The following is a 13699-nucleotide window of genomic DNA, read 5'->3' as shown; positions in this document are numbered from 1 at the left end:
TGATTTTATTCAGTTTTGCCGCAATGCACCAAAAATTTCAAGACATAAAAGTTATGAAATTTAATTTCTATAGTATTGACTTGATATAAACACCCCCCTACAATCTGGCCAACCTGATCCAAAGCCTGTGCCGCCACCTTGGCCTGCCAGGTATGAGCAGCAGTGAATCAGGCGCCAAGTTTGCAGATCGGCCTCAAACCCGCCGCCCGCATAACCTGGCCTCTGAATTGACTGCCTATCATCAACGGGGTATCGGGGCCCCACAAACATGAAGGAGTGTTTTTCAAGGAAGCGCAAGCTTCGCCCCCCGAACCATTGTCTGCCACCGGATGTTTGCTGTCCGGCATTTCCCGCAGACAAGTCGGCGTTTGCCCGCAGCATGCGGCAGACTGAGCGGATTTTCCGCGCGGCATGGCGTCAAGCCGCCGCTGCTTCACGACATGTGAGCATCTCTGCGCCTCGCGGCAAACGGTAATACTGATGAGCGGCAAGGTACGCCCTTGCAACAAGGGCCGCGCTTTGCCGTCGAGATTCAGGGGAAGTCTATGTTAAATGCAATAAAACGCGCGATTGTCATATTGCGCATGGTGGCATTGATGCCTATCGCCTGGGCGGTTGTAGTGCGCCGCACGGCTGTGGGGATTCTGACCACCGCCCATCACACCTTGAGCTTAATCGGCCTGGGTGTCTTGATCGTTCTGGCTTTGATGAACTTCAAGCCTGAGTTCTCCCAGCAAATGCGGGATTGGCTGCATGAATTGCCGCAATTTGCCAAACACGCCAACCAGCCTCAAACAGCCGCCAAAGCGGCAGATCCGGCCCCCGCCGCGATTGTGGCGCCGGCAGCCGGCAACAACACGCTGGCCGTGGCGGCAAAACACAGCGAAACGCTGCATGCGGCTAAAGTCGAGGCCCCTGCCGCGCTGGCGAAAAGCCCTTTCACGCCGGCCGCGCGGCATGCCGCAGCCGACAAGCATACCTTGCAAGAGCAGCTGCAAGTCAGCCTGTGGCTGTCCAAGCGTTACCGGGTGGCGCGCGATGCGGCCAGCATGCTGGTGGCGACCAGCTATGCCACTGCGCGTGAATTCAAGCTTGATCCTTTGCTGATTCTGGCCGTGATGGCGGTGGAATCGGGTTTCAATCCGTATGCCGAAAGCCCGATGGGGGCGCAAGGCTTGATGCAAGTCATGTCCAAAGTGCACCATGAGAAGTTCGCACAGATCGGCGGCTTGAAAGAAGCCTTGAATCCGCATGCGAATATCCGCGTCGGCGCGCAAATCCTCAAGGATTATATGGCGCGCGACGGCTCGGTCGAGGGGGCGTTGAAGAGCTATGTGGGGGCCGCCGCGTTTTCCTCCGATTCCGGCTACGGCAATCGGGTGCTGGCGGAATACAGCCGGCTCAAGGAAGTGGCGGGCGGCAAGAACGTCTCCACCCAATCCGGTTTGGCGGCAGCCAACAATACCAAAATCGAGACGCCGTCAAAGGCGGAACAGCAGCTGGCGGCGCTGTGAAAAACCGCTGGATCAGGAAACAGGCAAGCGTCATGCTTGCCTTTTTTTCGCCTTCAGGCGAGCAAACCCTGCGCTTGCAGCCAGGCGCGCATATCGGCAAACGCGGCTGGCGCAGCCAGGTCTTGCAGAATTTCATGATAGGAATCGGGATATTGTTTGCAGGTGAGCATGCCGGGTTTGGCTGCCTGCACCAGACTGGCCCAACGCAAACTGGCGCTGGAATCAACCAGCTTATCCTGTCCGGCCACCATCAGCAGACAGGGGCAGTCAAGCCGGGCGGCGTGCTGCAGGCAGTCGGCGCCGGCGGCTTGCATGTGGGCCAACATGCGTGCGCTTAACCAGGAATGCACCAGCGGATCTTCGCGATAGGCTTTGCCGACTTGCGCATCATGACTGAGATAGTCCGACTGCAGACCACTGGGCAAGGGAAGATCCGGGGCCAGACGCAACATCAGCCGCGCCAATACGCTTTGCCAGCGCGCCAGCGGAATGCCCAGCGCGGGCGCGCTTAATATCAAGCCGCGCAGCGCCGAGCGTTTTTGCAACACAAATTGGGCGGCAAACAGGCCACCCATGCTGTGCCCGAATAAGAGCGGCGCATAACCCAGTTTCTGGCTGAAATCATCGAGTACGATTTCAGCATCCTGCAACAGCGGCGCACCATTCGGCAAGACGCCGCGCGCGCCCTCTGAGCGCCCATGGCCACGCCAATCCATGACGCGCACAGCCCACCCCAACTCTTGAAAAAACCGGATCACATGGGCGTAGCGTCCGCTATGTTCGCCAAAGCCGTGCACAATCAGCACAGCTTGCCGCAGCGTCGGCGCGGCGCGCCAGTCACGCAGGTAAAGCAAGGTGCCGTCAGCAGCAGCCAGACGCTTTTCCTGCCCATCCGCCATCACACGCCCCAGACAATATCGTGCTTTTCACGCTCCGCTGCACGCAACATCTCCATCAGGGGGAAGGCGCGGGTGGCGAAACTGACTTCCTGCGCCGGCTCGTGCTCATCATCATCGGTGGTGGCGTTGTGGTGACGGGCGACATCGTGCTGCACTTCTTCTGACGCCGGATGCTGCTTACTGTCTTCGATTTCGGCTTGCAGGCGCGCAATCGCCTGCGGCAATTCGTCCACCGTCAAGACGCCGCGCGGATGTTCTTTGCGCCATAAATCGAGAATGCGGTTGGCATGCTCTTGATACATCAAGACCTCGGGCGCCGCCTTGGATTTGAAAGTGATCAACATCTATTCCTCCGTTGCTCAGATTCGTGAAGATGCCAGCCATATGCCGGAATTGCTCATCAATGGGTCGCCAGATTGCACGCCCTGCTTATACCTTAGCATGTGTGAGCCGTTTGCGCCTTGTTTTAGCGGCATCAGCACACGGGACAGTGACACGCCAGGGCCGCCGCAGCGGCGCCGGGGTCAGCGCGGCGCGCGCGCTTTGGCGCAACAAAAATACAACAAACTGAGGGCTTGCGCCAAAATGCAGACGCCAAGTGCGCTGCGCATCGCCAGCGCGCGGCTGGCGCCTTGCGCAACAAAGGCGTCAATCAAGACCCCGATCAAACTCTGGGCGCAAAACACGCCAACAAACACCAGCAAATTAAAGGCGGAATTCACGCGCCCGGCCATCTCTGCCGGATACGCCAGGCTGAGATGGGTTTGCGGCAGACTGGCCACGCTGGCGCAAAACGCCAGCAACAGCCACAAACCCCAGCTGGACGGCGCGACAAAAGCGGCGATGCCGATTTGCAGCAAAAGACACAGCGCAAAGCCGCCGCCAATCACCCATTCCGCCGGCGCGCCGTGCTCATGGCCGCTGCGGATATAGCGCGGCGCGGCCCAGGCAAACGCCAAATACCCCAGCAGCAGCGCCAGATTGAAATAAAACAAAATGACTCCGCTTTGCAAACTGGAAAAAGCGAGCACTTCTTGCAACCATGGCCCGGTCCACAGGGTTTGCCAAGCGACAAACACCGCCTGATTCAATAAAGCCAACATGCCATAACGCCAGAAAAACGGATCGCTGAACAATGCGCCATAGCCGCCGGCGCCGGCGCTGGCAACAGCTTGCGGCGGCGCCTCAAAGCGGCGCTCAACCGGCGCCAGGGCAAAGAAAATCAGGATCGCCAGGGCGATAAAAATCAGCGCCGCCAACCAAAATAAGGGCCGCCAGCCAAATACCGGCAAGGCATACGCCACCGGCGAGCTGACGCTCAAGGCGCCGGCAGTGCCGGCCACCATCATGCAAGCCGCCAGCCGGCTTTGCTGTTGACGCGGATACCATTGGCGGTAAGCCTTGTATGCCGCCATCAAACAAGAAGACACGCCCAGGCCGATCATGGCGCGCCCTAAACACAGCTGCCAAAAATTTTGCGCGCAGGCGTACAACAGCGCACCAGCCACGGCAAACAAAAGCAACCCCGCTTCCACCCTTCTGGCGCCATAGCGGTCGAGCCAGATCCCCAACGGCAATTGCACGCTGGCGAAACTGAGAAAATACATGGCGGAGAGCAAGCCGAGATCGCGGCTGCTGAGGGAAAATTCCTGCATCAAGACAGGCCCCAGCACAGCATTCACGCTGCGCATGGCATACGACATGACGTAGGCGGCGGCAAAACACAGGAAAATCGCCAGCGCGGCGCGCCGGCTTAATGCGGGCGGATTCAATTCGGTTTGAACGAAGCAAAGAAGGTTTCCGCCGCTTCACGCACTTGCGGCTTGTCATTGCCCACCACAATCACCTGATAAATCCGCTTATCGACGGCATAAAAACGGCCCAGCAACATCACCTGGCTGCGACTGGAACCCATTTGCTGCAAGCCTTTGGCTTCCAGTTGCAGTTGCGAATACGGCGCCTGCAAACCCTGTTCGCGCACAATCTTGCCATCAATATTGCGCAGCAAGGCTTCTTTCATATAGGCCAGCGCCTGCTGTGATTGGGCGGCGTCAGCCATCTGCGCGGCGCCGACGGCGAAGGTGGCGCCATCGACCTGAGTTGCACTCATTGTCATTTCCGATTCATACGGCCCCAGCTTTACCGGGCGGGTGTATTCGCTGACTTTGCCGGGCATATTGGCGTAAAACGGCAGCTTGGCGCCGCGCGCTTCGCGCCAGTCATATGCAGGGGAACACGCGGTGAGCAACACGGCGGCGGAAAACAGGAATGCGCCTTGACGCAGGCGGGAAGAAATCGACATGGTTTGATCAACAGGAAGGGATGGCGCAAGGCCGACGGGGCGCATTATCGCACAGGGGGCGGGCGTGGCACAACCGCCCGCCCCTTGCGTTAGCCCGATTAGCGATAAGTCGCCATTTGCTGATTCATGCGGGTGATTTGACCTGCGCTGAAGTTGGTCATGCAGGCGTCGTCGGTGTAATCCATGAAGTTATTGATCGGATCTTTACCGGCATAATTGGTGCAGGAATCGCGGCCGGTCGGGCAGCCGAAAGCGGCCGATTTTTCCGCCGGGGTATCTGTCACAGAGTCATTGGTCTTGGTGCAACCGCCCTGGAAGGTGTGGTACAGACCAGCCCAATGCCCCACTTCATGGGTTCCGGTTTGTCCCAGATTATAGGGCGCAGCATTGCCGCCTGGCAGCGATTGATTCAACAGCACCACGCCGTCCATTTTCGGATTGCGGCTGTAATCTGCCGGGAATGTGGCCCAGCCCAACAAGCCCTGGCCGACATTGGCGGTGTACAAATTCAGCGATTCTTTGCCGCCGCGACGCAAAGCGTTTTTCATTTGCGTCTCAGCAGTCGTGCCGGGCGTGACATTAAACCAGTTGTCATTCGTGGTGCGATCGATTGCAGCCAGCGAGAAGCTGATGCCGCTGCCGGTGAATGCCTTATTCATCACCGAGATTTGATTTTGAATCATCTGATCAGTCACGCCGCCATTGCTGCTGTTAGCGCCTTGAATCACATGCACATACACCGGCACCACGCGCGCGGCAGTAGCCAGGCTGGGGTGCAGGGTTTTGAGTTTTTCAGAAAAATCCTGCTCGTGGGCAGCGATTTTTTCATGGTCATGGTGGGTGGAGCAACGCCCGCCGCTTTGAATAAACGCGTTTTGATTGACAAATTCCAGGCCACGGAAATGGAAAGGCTTGTAGTTGGCCGCATGTTGAATTTGCGCCAGATTATCCGCCGCCGCAAAATTGCACACCAAACCTAACAGCAGCGCTGCGCCGCTTTTAAACATCAATTTATTCATATTGGTCCCCTCTGTATGTTTTTTATGAATGCACAAAACCATGCGCCGGTTTAATCGCCACAGGAAAGTGCAAAAAGGAAATGTGCAAACGCTCAATCTGCCAAACACAGCTGGCTGGCGGCTTGGTTTTGCTGCGCAAAAGTATCCGCAGCGGGAAAGATGCTGTCAAGCAAGGGTATATAAAAATCAATAAATTTTGCCATATCGCAACAATTCAGCAAAAATTTGCAAATAGGCTTGACAAAATAAAAAAAGGCAGCCGGGAGGCTGCCTTTTGATGCAGATCAGGCCGCTTTACATCACCTGGGTTTGCGCCTCATCACCGTTGCGGCTGCGGATCTGGCCGATGCGATACACGGTTTCGCCGCTGGCTTGCAGTTGCGCCATGGCGTCATCGGCATCTTCCTCCGCCACCACCACGCACATTCCGATGCCGCAGTTAAAGACGCGATGCATTTCTGCTTCCGCCACGCCACCCTGCTCTTGCAACCAGGAAAACAGCGGCGGCATGCTCCAGGCGTCTTTGCGCAATTCCGCCACCAGATGCGGTTGCAGCACGCGCGGCACATTTTCCACCAGACCGCCGCCGGTGATGTGCACCAGACCTTTCAACTGCATGTTTTGCATCAGGGCCAGCACCGGTTTGACATAGATGCGGGTCGGCGCCATCAGGACATCCGATAAAGGGCGGCCATGGAAATCGGCGTCCAGGTCGGGTTTCGCCACTTCCAGGATTTTGCGCACCAGCGAATAGCCATTGGAATGAATGCCGGAAGAGGCCAAACCCAGCACCACATCGCCCGGCACAATCTTGCTGCCGTCAATGATTTCCGATTTTTCCACCGCCCCCACGGCGAAGCCGGCCAGATCGTATTCGCCCGGCGGGTACATGCTGGGCATTTCAGCGGTTTCGCCGCCCAGCAATGCGCAGCCGGCGATTTCGCACCCCTTGGCCACGCCCTTGATGACATCGGTGGCGGTGGCCACATCGAGTTTGCCGCAGGCGAAATAATCCAGGAAGAACAGCGGTTCTGCGCCCTGCACCAGAATATCATTGACGCTCATTGCCACCAGATCGATGCCCACCGTATCATGCCGGTTTAAGGCAAACCCCAGTTTGAGCTTGGTGCCCACGCCATCGGTGCCGGAGACCAGCACAGGTTCCTTGTATTTCTTGCTGATTTCAAACAGGCCGCCAAAGCCGCCGATGCCGCCCAGTACGCCCTCGCGCATGGTGCGTTTGCAAAAGGGCTTGATGGCTTCCACCAGCGCGTCGCCGGCGTCAATATCAACCCCGGCATCGCGGTAAGATAGGGAAACATTAGGAATTGTGCTCATGGTTAAACAGGCTGTAGGCGGTAAAATAAAAGATTGTGCGCCAAGTCGGCATAAAGCGTTATTTTAACAAAGGCCTGCGTGGCCCCGGACATTTTTCAAGGACAATATGCCCTTTTCTCTGAGTTTGGAACAAAGACAGAGCCTGATCTGGCTGACGCTGTGGGTGGCAGCCTTTGCTCTGCTGCTGTCATTAGGCCCGGTATTGACGCCATTTCTCGCCGCCGCGATTCTGGCGTATGCGCTCAATCCCGGGGTGGATCGCTTGGCCGCCATCAAAATCGGCAAGTTTGCGCTCTCGCGCACGCTGGCGGTGACGATTGTGATGATCTTGTTTTGCGCCTCGCTGCTGGCCTTGGTTTTGATCGTGGCCCCGGTTTTGCAAAAAGAAGGCGCACAATTACGCGACCAGATCCCGCTGTTTTCCGCCAAAATCAGCGACTGGGTGATTCCGCGCCTGCGCGAACTGGGCATGCCGATACCCAAAAGCGGAGCCGACATCAAGGATTTTGTGGCCCGGCACTTAGCCAGCAGCGGTGAAGAAATCGCCAGCACAGTCCTGGCTTCAGTCAAAGTCGGCGGCGGCGCTGTGTTATCCTGGCTGGCCACCATGCTGTTGGTGCCGGTGGTGTTGTTTTATCTCCTGCTGGACTGGCATAAGGCGGTGGCCAAGGTGCTGGGCGCGATTCCGCGCCGCTTTGTCGCCCGCACCGAGGAAATGTTAAACGAGGTTGATGACCTGCTCGCACAATATCTGCGCGGTCAATTGCTGGTCATGCTGGCGCTGGCCATCTATTATTCGCTGGGCCTGGCGCTGGCCGGTTTTGAGGTGGCGCTGCCGGTCGGCGTGATCACCGGCTTGCTGGTTTTCATTCCCTATCTGGGCTATGGTCTGGGTTTGTTGCTGGCTCTGATCGCGGCTGTATTACAATTCCCGGGGCCGCAAGGTTTGATTGCGGTGGCTGTGGTGTATGGTTTGGGGCAAATTCTGGAAAGTTTTGTCTTGACGCCACGTTTGGTGGGCGAGCGCATCGGCATGAATCCGCTGGCGGTGATTTTCGCCTTGCTCGCCTTTGGTCAATTGTTCGGCTTCGTCGGCGTGCTGTTAGCGCTGCCGGCATCCGCCGTGTTGATGGTGGCATTCAAGCATTTGCGCAATGCGTATTTGCAAAGCAGTTTTTATTTATCGTGACCCTATGAAACAGCTTTTACTCGATTTGTTCGAGGAAGAAGAGCAAAGTCTTGGCACTTTTGCCCCTGGCATGAACAATCATGAGCTATTGCAGCTGATGCAGCAGGTGCGCCAGCGGCGTGCGCCTGAACACATGATTTATCTATGGGGTGAAACCGCCTCCGGCAAAACTCATCTATTACATGCTTTGCAAGACAATCGCGCCTGCCTGCTGCGCGCCCTGCCGGGCCGCGCACGCATGAAGGTCGAAGGCAATCAACAAAAAGCCACCCTGTACCTGCTAGATGATTGCCAATATCTGTCAGCCTCGGCGCAAATCGACGCCTTTGCGCTGTACAACCAAATCAAAGAACGCGGCGCCTGGCTGGTGGCCAGCGGCAATCTGCCGCCGGCGGATCTGCCCCTGCGCGAGGATTTGCGCACGCGGCTGGGCTGGGGCCTGATTTACCAGCTGCACCCTTTAAGCGACGAAGAGAAAATCGCCGCACTGGAACAAACCGCCAAGTCGCGCGACATCAAGCTCGCGCCGGGCGTGTTACCCTATCTCATCACACATTTTCGGCGCGATATGCGCTCGCTCTCCGGCATGCTGACCGCGCTTGACAAGTACTCACTCGAAACCAAGCGCCCGATCACCCTGCCCTTATTGCGCAAATTATTGCAGCAGGATGCAAGCACATGAAAAAACTGGCTTTGTTTGATCTCGACCACACCCTGTTGCCGCTTGACTCGGACAATGAATGGGGCCAATTCCTGGTGCGCCAGGGACAAGTCGATGCCGCAGAGTTTGGCCGCAAAAACGCGGATTTTTATGCCCAATATCAGGCCGGCACGCTGGACCCGGACGAATATCTGCGCTTTGCCCTGGGCACCCTGGCGCGTTTCGCGCCGGAACATTTAGCCGCCTTGCGCGCGCAATTCATGCAGGAAGTGATTCAGCCGGCCTTGCTGCCGGCTGCTTTTGCTTTATTGCAACGCCACCGCGACGCCGGCGATTTGCTGGCGATTGTCACCGCCACCAACCGCTATGTCACCGAACCGATTGCGCAAGCGCTGGGCGTGCCGCATTTGGTGGCGGCCGAGCCGGAACTCGACTCCCAGGGACGCATCACCGGGCGCTTATCGGGCCGGCACAATAATGGCGAAGGCAAAATCCATAATACGCGCAGCTGGTTGCAGCGCTTAGGCCATGATTGGGACAGTTTTGATGCGATTCACTTCTACAGCGATTCGCACAACGATATTCCGCTGCTGTCTGTGGTCTCGCACCCGGTCGCGACCAATCCGAACACCCGCCTCTCCGCGCACGCCAAAGCGCAGGGCTGGCCAGAGCTGAATTTATTCGATGATTAAAAAACTGATACGCAAAATCCTGGGCGTCAAAGAAAAACATGACCCCAGCCGGCCGCAGATATTAAGCGCGGCGGAACATGGCATTGATCCCGCGCTGGTCAGTCCGCATGCGCTGCGCGTCACCCAAACCTTGCAGCAGGAAGGCTTTGCCGCCTTCATCGTCGGCGGCGCGGTGCGCGATTTATTGCTCGGCGTCAAACCCAAAGATTTCGACATCGCCACCAACGCCACCCCGGAGCAAATCAAAAAACTGTTCCGGCGCGCCTTCATCATTGGCCGCCGCTTTCAGATCGTGCATGTGATGTTTGGCCAGGAATTGCTGGAAGTGACCACCTTCCGTGGCCCGGCCAACGGCGATGCGCCCAAAGATGAGCATGGCCGGGTCTTGCGCGACAATACTTTTGGCGAACAGCATCAGGATGCGGCCCGGCGCGATTTTTCTGTCAACGCCATGTATTACAACCCGGCCACGCAAGAGGTATGGGATTACCACCTGGGCATGGCCGATATCCGCGCCAAAACCCTGCGCATCATCGGACAACCGGAAGCGCGTTACCGTGAAGATCCGGTGCGCATGCTGCGTGTGGTGCGCTTCGCCGCCAAGCTGCAATTCAAAATCGCCGAAGAAACGCGCGCCCCGATCACCGTCATGGCGCCATTGATCAACAATGTGCCGGCGGCGCGCGTGTTTGATGAAATGCTCAAGCTCTTGACCAGCGGCCACGCCCTGGCCTGCTTGCAGCAGTTGCGCAGCGAAGGCTTGCACCATGGCTTGCTGCCGCTGCTGGATGTGGTGCTGGAACAACCGCTGGGGGCCAAATTCGTCACCCTCGCCCTGGCCAACACCGATGAACGGGTGACACAGGGCAAACCGGTTTCACCCGGCTTTCTGTTTGCCGCCCTGCTCTGGCATCAAGTGCTGGAAAAATGGAACGCCTATAAAGCCGCTGGCGAATTTCCGATTCCCGCCCTGCATCTGGCGGCGGACGACGTGCTGGATTCGCAATCCGACAAACTGGCGCTGCAACGCAAGATTTGCACCGATATGCGCGATTTATGGGCGATGCAACCGCGCTTTGAACGCCGCCAGGGTAAAACGCCTTACAAATTGCTGGAACACCCGCGCTTTCGCGCCGGCCTGGATTTTCTCGAATTGCGCGCCGCTTCCGGCGAACTGGATACCGAATTGGCGCAATGGTGGCGTGATTTTTATGAATCCGACGGCCCCAGCCGCGAAAGCCTGTTGCAACAAAAACCGCGTGAAGAAGGCGCGCCGCCGGCCAAAAAACGCCGCCGCAGCCGGCGCAAGAGCGGCCCGCGCAGCGAGGGGCAGGCAGAAGGCCCGCGCGCGGGAGAGGCGTCATGACGCCAGCCTATATCGGCATCGGCTCGAACCTGGGCGCCAGTCTGGCCACAGTGCAAACCGCGCTCGCAGAATTGGCCGCGCTGGGCACGGTGCGCGCCTGTTCGCGCTGGTATTGCAGCGCGCCGATCGACTCCAGCGGCGCGGATTATGTGAATGGCGTGGCCTTGCTGGAAACCGCCCTGCCCGCGCCGCAACTCTTGCAAGCCCTGCTTGAGATAGAGGCCGGACATGGGCGCGAGCGTCCCTATCGCAATGCGCCGCGCACGCTGGATCTGGATCTTCTGCTGTATGGCGCCGAGATCATCGCCCTGCCGCAATTGCAAGTGCCGCATCCGCGCATGACAGAACGCGCCTTTGTCCTGCTGCCGCTGCTGGACATCGCACCGGCCATCGAGATTCCCGGACTGGGCCCGGCCAGCACATTCGCCAGCCGCACCATGGATCAGCGCATCCGCCTGCTGGCTGCATAAATCAGGGAGCGCACATGCAAATTCCGGTCTGGCTGCAAACCACAGGCTTGCTGATCTTGTCGAATATCTTCATGACCTTCGCCTGGTATGGCCACTTGAAAAATCTCAACAGCAAACCCTGGTGGATCGCCGCCCTGGTGAGCTGGGGCATCGCCTTGTTTGAATACCTGCTGCAAGTGCCGGCCAACCGCATCGGCCATGGCGAATTCTCGCTGGCGCAGCTGAAAATTCTGCAGGAAGTGATTACGCTGTCGGTGTTCATCCCTTTCGCCATGCTGTACATGAATCAGCCATTCAAACTTGATTACCTCTGGGCCGCGCTGTGCATGATGGGCGCGGTCTGGTTTATTTTCCGCAGTTAAGGAAGGATTTATTTATGACTGGATATCTGCAAGAAAGCGGCGCCCCCCCGGCCGCAGCAGCCGCCGCCACGGCGCATCCGCAGGCGCTCAGCAAACCCATTACCGCCCCCGGTTTAGCCTTGATGCGCGGGCGTGGCGACAAAATCGCCATGCTGACTTGCTATGACGCCAGTTTCGCCAGCGCCATGGAATTGGCCGGCGTGGAAGTGCTGTTAATCGGCGACTCGCTTGGCATGGTGTGCCAGGGCCAAAGCTCGACCCTGCCGGTGACGGTGGATGACATCGTGTACCACACGGCAAGCGTGGCGCGCGGCGCCAAACATGCGCTGATCGTGGCTGACATGCCGTTTGGCAGCTACGCCACGCCGGAACAAGCGTATGCGAATGCAGTGAAAATGATGCAAGCCGGCGCACATATGGTGAAACTCGAAGGCGGCGCCTGGCTCGAATCGACGGTGCGCTTTTTGACCGAACGCGCAGTGCCGGTGTGTGCGCATCTGGGCTTGACGCCGCAATCGGTGCACCAATTGGGCGGCTACAAGGTGCAAGCCAAAACGGTGGACAGCGCAAACATCTTGAAAGACGACGCCCTGAAACTGCAAGCCGCCGGGGCCATGATGCTGGTGCTGGAAGCAATTCCTTCGCATCTGGGCAAGGAAACCACCGACTTGCTGCACATCCCGACGATTGGCATCGGGGCCGGCCCCGATTGCGCCGGGCAAGTGCTGGTGATGCACGATATGCTGGGCGTGTACCCGGGCCGCAAAGCCAAGTTTGTGCGCAATTTCATGCCGGGTTCCGCCGATATCGTGGCGGCCTTTGCCGCCTATGTGAAAGCGGTCAAGGATGGCAGCTTTCCCGCGCCTGAGCATTGTTTCTGAGTCACTGGCGGCCTGCGGGCCGCCTTCCCCTGCCGCGCAGTTCCATCGTCCACCGCATTGCGCGCGCTCAGCTGTTTCACATCAGGGGGCAGACCTGCTATCATCAAAAACAAGGAGATACAGGGACTTGCATTATTTTCCCGACATACCCCCTGTGATAAGTGATCATCATGCCACCCACCCCGTTTGAAATCGGCTCTTCAGTGCTGACGTCCAGCCTGCGTTTATGGAATGGCACCTGGGGCAAACTGCCTTCCCACACGCCGGCGCAGGAATTGGAATTATTTGACCGTGAAGACGATGCGCAATGCCGCCAGGTGCGCGAAGTGTTGACCGAATTGAATCTGGATGCCGTGATTTACCCCTGCCCCAAAGGCGGGCAGCGGCATCAACGCAAACGGCTGCAACTGCAGGCGCGCGCCCTGCACAGCCAGCCGGAACTGCCACTGCTGCACGACCCCAACACCGGCAAAGTGATGGCCGGCGCGAAGCCGATTATTGAATATCTGTTTGCCCAATATCTGGGACAGGCGCCGCATATCCGCCTGCAACCGGGCCGCATCAACCGCATGAATGCGCAATTCGCCGGGATGGCGCGCGGACTGGGACGCGGGCTAGGCCCGATTCAGGCCGAACCCGCAAGCCAGCCGCGCAAGATGTTGAGTTTGTACAGCTTTGAATCCAGCCCCTATGCGCGGCTGGTGCGCGAACGTTTATGTGCGCTGGAGCTGCCTTATCATTTGATCAATGTCGGTAAGCAGCAATGGGGTGAGATGGGGCCGGCCAAACGCCGCCTGGCGCCCGGGCCATACCAGCCACTGCCGGGCAGCAAGCGGGAGCAGTTTTTGCAGCAGTATGGCAAGGTGCAGATTCCAATGTTGCATGACCCGAACAGCGGCGCCAGTATTTTTGAGTCAGATGACATCATTCATTATCTGGAGCAGACCTACGCCAAAAACGTGGTGCGGGCGAAAAGCAAGGCTTGATCTCAGGATCTTTTGGACTG

Annotated in this window: 16 protein-coding genes; 10 read left to right on the top strand and 6 right to left on the bottom strand. The window is 58.1% G+C overall.

The window, feature by feature from the left end; translation table 11 throughout:
• The first annotated feature begins 545 nt into the window (after nucleotides 1-545).
• On the top strand, nucleotides 546-1514 hold the full coding sequence (locus V8J88_RS07965; protein ID WP_338848859.1) for a transglycosylase SLT domain-containing protein: 969 nt from the start codon (nucleotides 546-548) through the stop codon (nucleotides 1512-1514).
• Nucleotides 1515-1567: 53 nt separating this feature from the next.
• Here V8J88_RS07965 and V8J88_RS07960 read toward each other — a convergent pair whose 3' ends face one another.
• From V8J88_RS07960 to V8J88_RS07940, 5 genes are all read right to left on the bottom strand, one after another.
• A complete protein-coding gene (locus tag V8J88_RS07960) occupies nucleotides 1568-2413 on the bottom strand; it encodes a lysophospholipase (protein WP_338848857.1) in 846 nt (281 codons plus the stop codon).
• Complete coding sequence (locus V8J88_RS07955) at nucleotides 2413-2757, bottom strand: DUF1840 domain-containing protein (protein WP_338848855.1); 345 nt, start codon at nucleotides 2755-2757, stop codon at nucleotides 2413-2415. The genes V8J88_RS07960 and V8J88_RS07955 overlap by 1 nt, the downstream gene beginning before the upstream one ends.
• Nucleotides 2758-2937: 180 nt before the next feature.
• The gene (locus tag V8J88_RS07950) at nucleotides 2938-4185 is read right to left on the bottom strand and encodes an MFS transporter (protein ID WP_338848853.1); all 1248 of its coding nucleotides are present in this window, start codon (nucleotides 4183-4185) and stop codon (nucleotides 2938-2940) included.
• Complete coding sequence (locus tag V8J88_RS07945) at nucleotides 4182-4715, bottom strand: hypothetical protein (protein ID WP_338848851.1); 534 nt, start codon at nucleotides 4713-4715, stop codon at nucleotides 4182-4184. Before V8J88_RS07945 ends, V8J88_RS07950 begins: the two co-directional genes overlap by 4 nt.
• A gap of 98 nt (nucleotides 4716-4813) precedes the next feature.
• A complete protein-coding gene (locus V8J88_RS07940) occupies nucleotides 4814-5734 on the bottom strand; it encodes a zinc metalloprotease (protein ID WP_338848848.1) in 921 nt (306 codons plus the stop codon).
• Nucleotides 5735-5814: 80 nt separating this feature from the next.
• On the opposite strand from V8J88_RS07940, the gene V8J88_RS07935 reads away from it, so the two are divergent.
• The gene (locus V8J88_RS07935) at nucleotides 5815-6012 is read left to right on the top strand and encodes a hypothetical protein (RefSeq protein WP_338848847.1); all 198 of its coding nucleotides are present in this window, start codon (nucleotides 5815-5817) and stop codon (nucleotides 6010-6012) included.
• Between the two features lie 16 nt (nucleotides 6013-6028).
• On the opposite strand, the gene purM is transcribed toward V8J88_RS07935, so the two are convergent.
• Nucleotides 6029-7072, bottom strand: coding sequence for a phosphoribosylformylglycinamidine cyclo-ligase (gene purM, locus V8J88_RS07930; RefSeq protein WP_338848846.1), 1044 nt, complete (start codon nucleotides 7070-7072; stop codon nucleotides 6029-6031).
• 106 nt (nucleotides 7073-7178) lie between these two features.
• On the opposite strand from purM, the gene V8J88_RS07925 reads away from it, so the two are divergent.
• From V8J88_RS07925 to V8J88_RS07890, 8 genes are all read left to right on the top strand, one after another.
• Nucleotides 7179-8261, top strand: a complete 1083-nt coding sequence (locus V8J88_RS07925; RefSeq protein WP_338848845.1) for an AI-2E family transporter — start codon at nucleotides 7179-7181, stop codon at nucleotides 8259-8261.
• 4 nt (nucleotides 8262-8265) lie between these two features.
• A complete protein-coding gene (gene hda, locus V8J88_RS07920) occupies nucleotides 8266-8943 on the top strand; it encodes a DnaA regulatory inactivator Hda (protein ID WP_338848843.1) in 678 nt (225 codons plus the stop codon).
• Nucleotides 8940-9614, top strand: coding sequence for an HAD family hydrolase (locus V8J88_RS07915; RefSeq protein WP_338848841.1), 675 nt, complete (start codon nucleotides 8940-8942; stop codon nucleotides 9612-9614). The genes hda and V8J88_RS07915 overlap by 4 nt, the downstream gene beginning before the upstream one ends.
• Entirely contained in the window at nucleotides 9607-10980 is a 1374-nt protein-coding gene (gene pcnB / locus V8J88_RS07910; RefSeq protein WP_338848839.1) for a polynucleotide adenylyltransferase PcnB, read from the top strand. Before V8J88_RS07915 ends, pcnB begins: the two co-directional genes overlap by 8 nt.
• A complete protein-coding gene (gene folK, locus V8J88_RS07905) occupies nucleotides 10977-11450 on the top strand; it encodes a 2-amino-4-hydroxy-6-hydroxymethyldihydropteridine diphosphokinase (RefSeq protein WP_338848837.1) in 474 nt (157 codons plus the stop codon). The genes pcnB and folK overlap by 4 nt, the downstream gene beginning before the upstream one ends.
• 14 nt (nucleotides 11451-11464) lie before the next feature.
• Entirely contained in the window at nucleotides 11465-11812 is a 348-nt protein-coding gene (locus V8J88_RS07900; protein ID WP_338848835.1) for a DMT family protein, read from the top strand.
• 14 nt (nucleotides 11813-11826) lie between these two features.
• On the top strand, nucleotides 11827-12693 hold the full coding sequence (panB, locus tag V8J88_RS07895) for a 3-methyl-2-oxobutanoate hydroxymethyltransferase (RefSeq protein WP_338848834.1): 867 nt from the start codon (nucleotides 11827-11829) through the stop codon (nucleotides 12691-12693).
• Between the two features lie 170 nt (nucleotides 12694-12863).
• Complete coding sequence (locus V8J88_RS07890) at nucleotides 12864-13679, top strand: glutathione S-transferase N-terminal domain-containing protein (RefSeq protein WP_338848833.1); 816 nt, start codon at nucleotides 12864-12866, stop codon at nucleotides 13677-13679.
• Nucleotides 13680-13699 lie beyond the last annotated feature (20 nt).

It is taken from the genome of Massilia sp. W12 (genome assembly GCF_037300705.1).
Lineage (GTDB): Bacteria > Pseudomonadota > Gammaproteobacteria > Burkholderiales > Burkholderiaceae_D > JACPVY01.
This window is presented reverse-complemented; position numbering and strand designations above follow the sequence as displayed.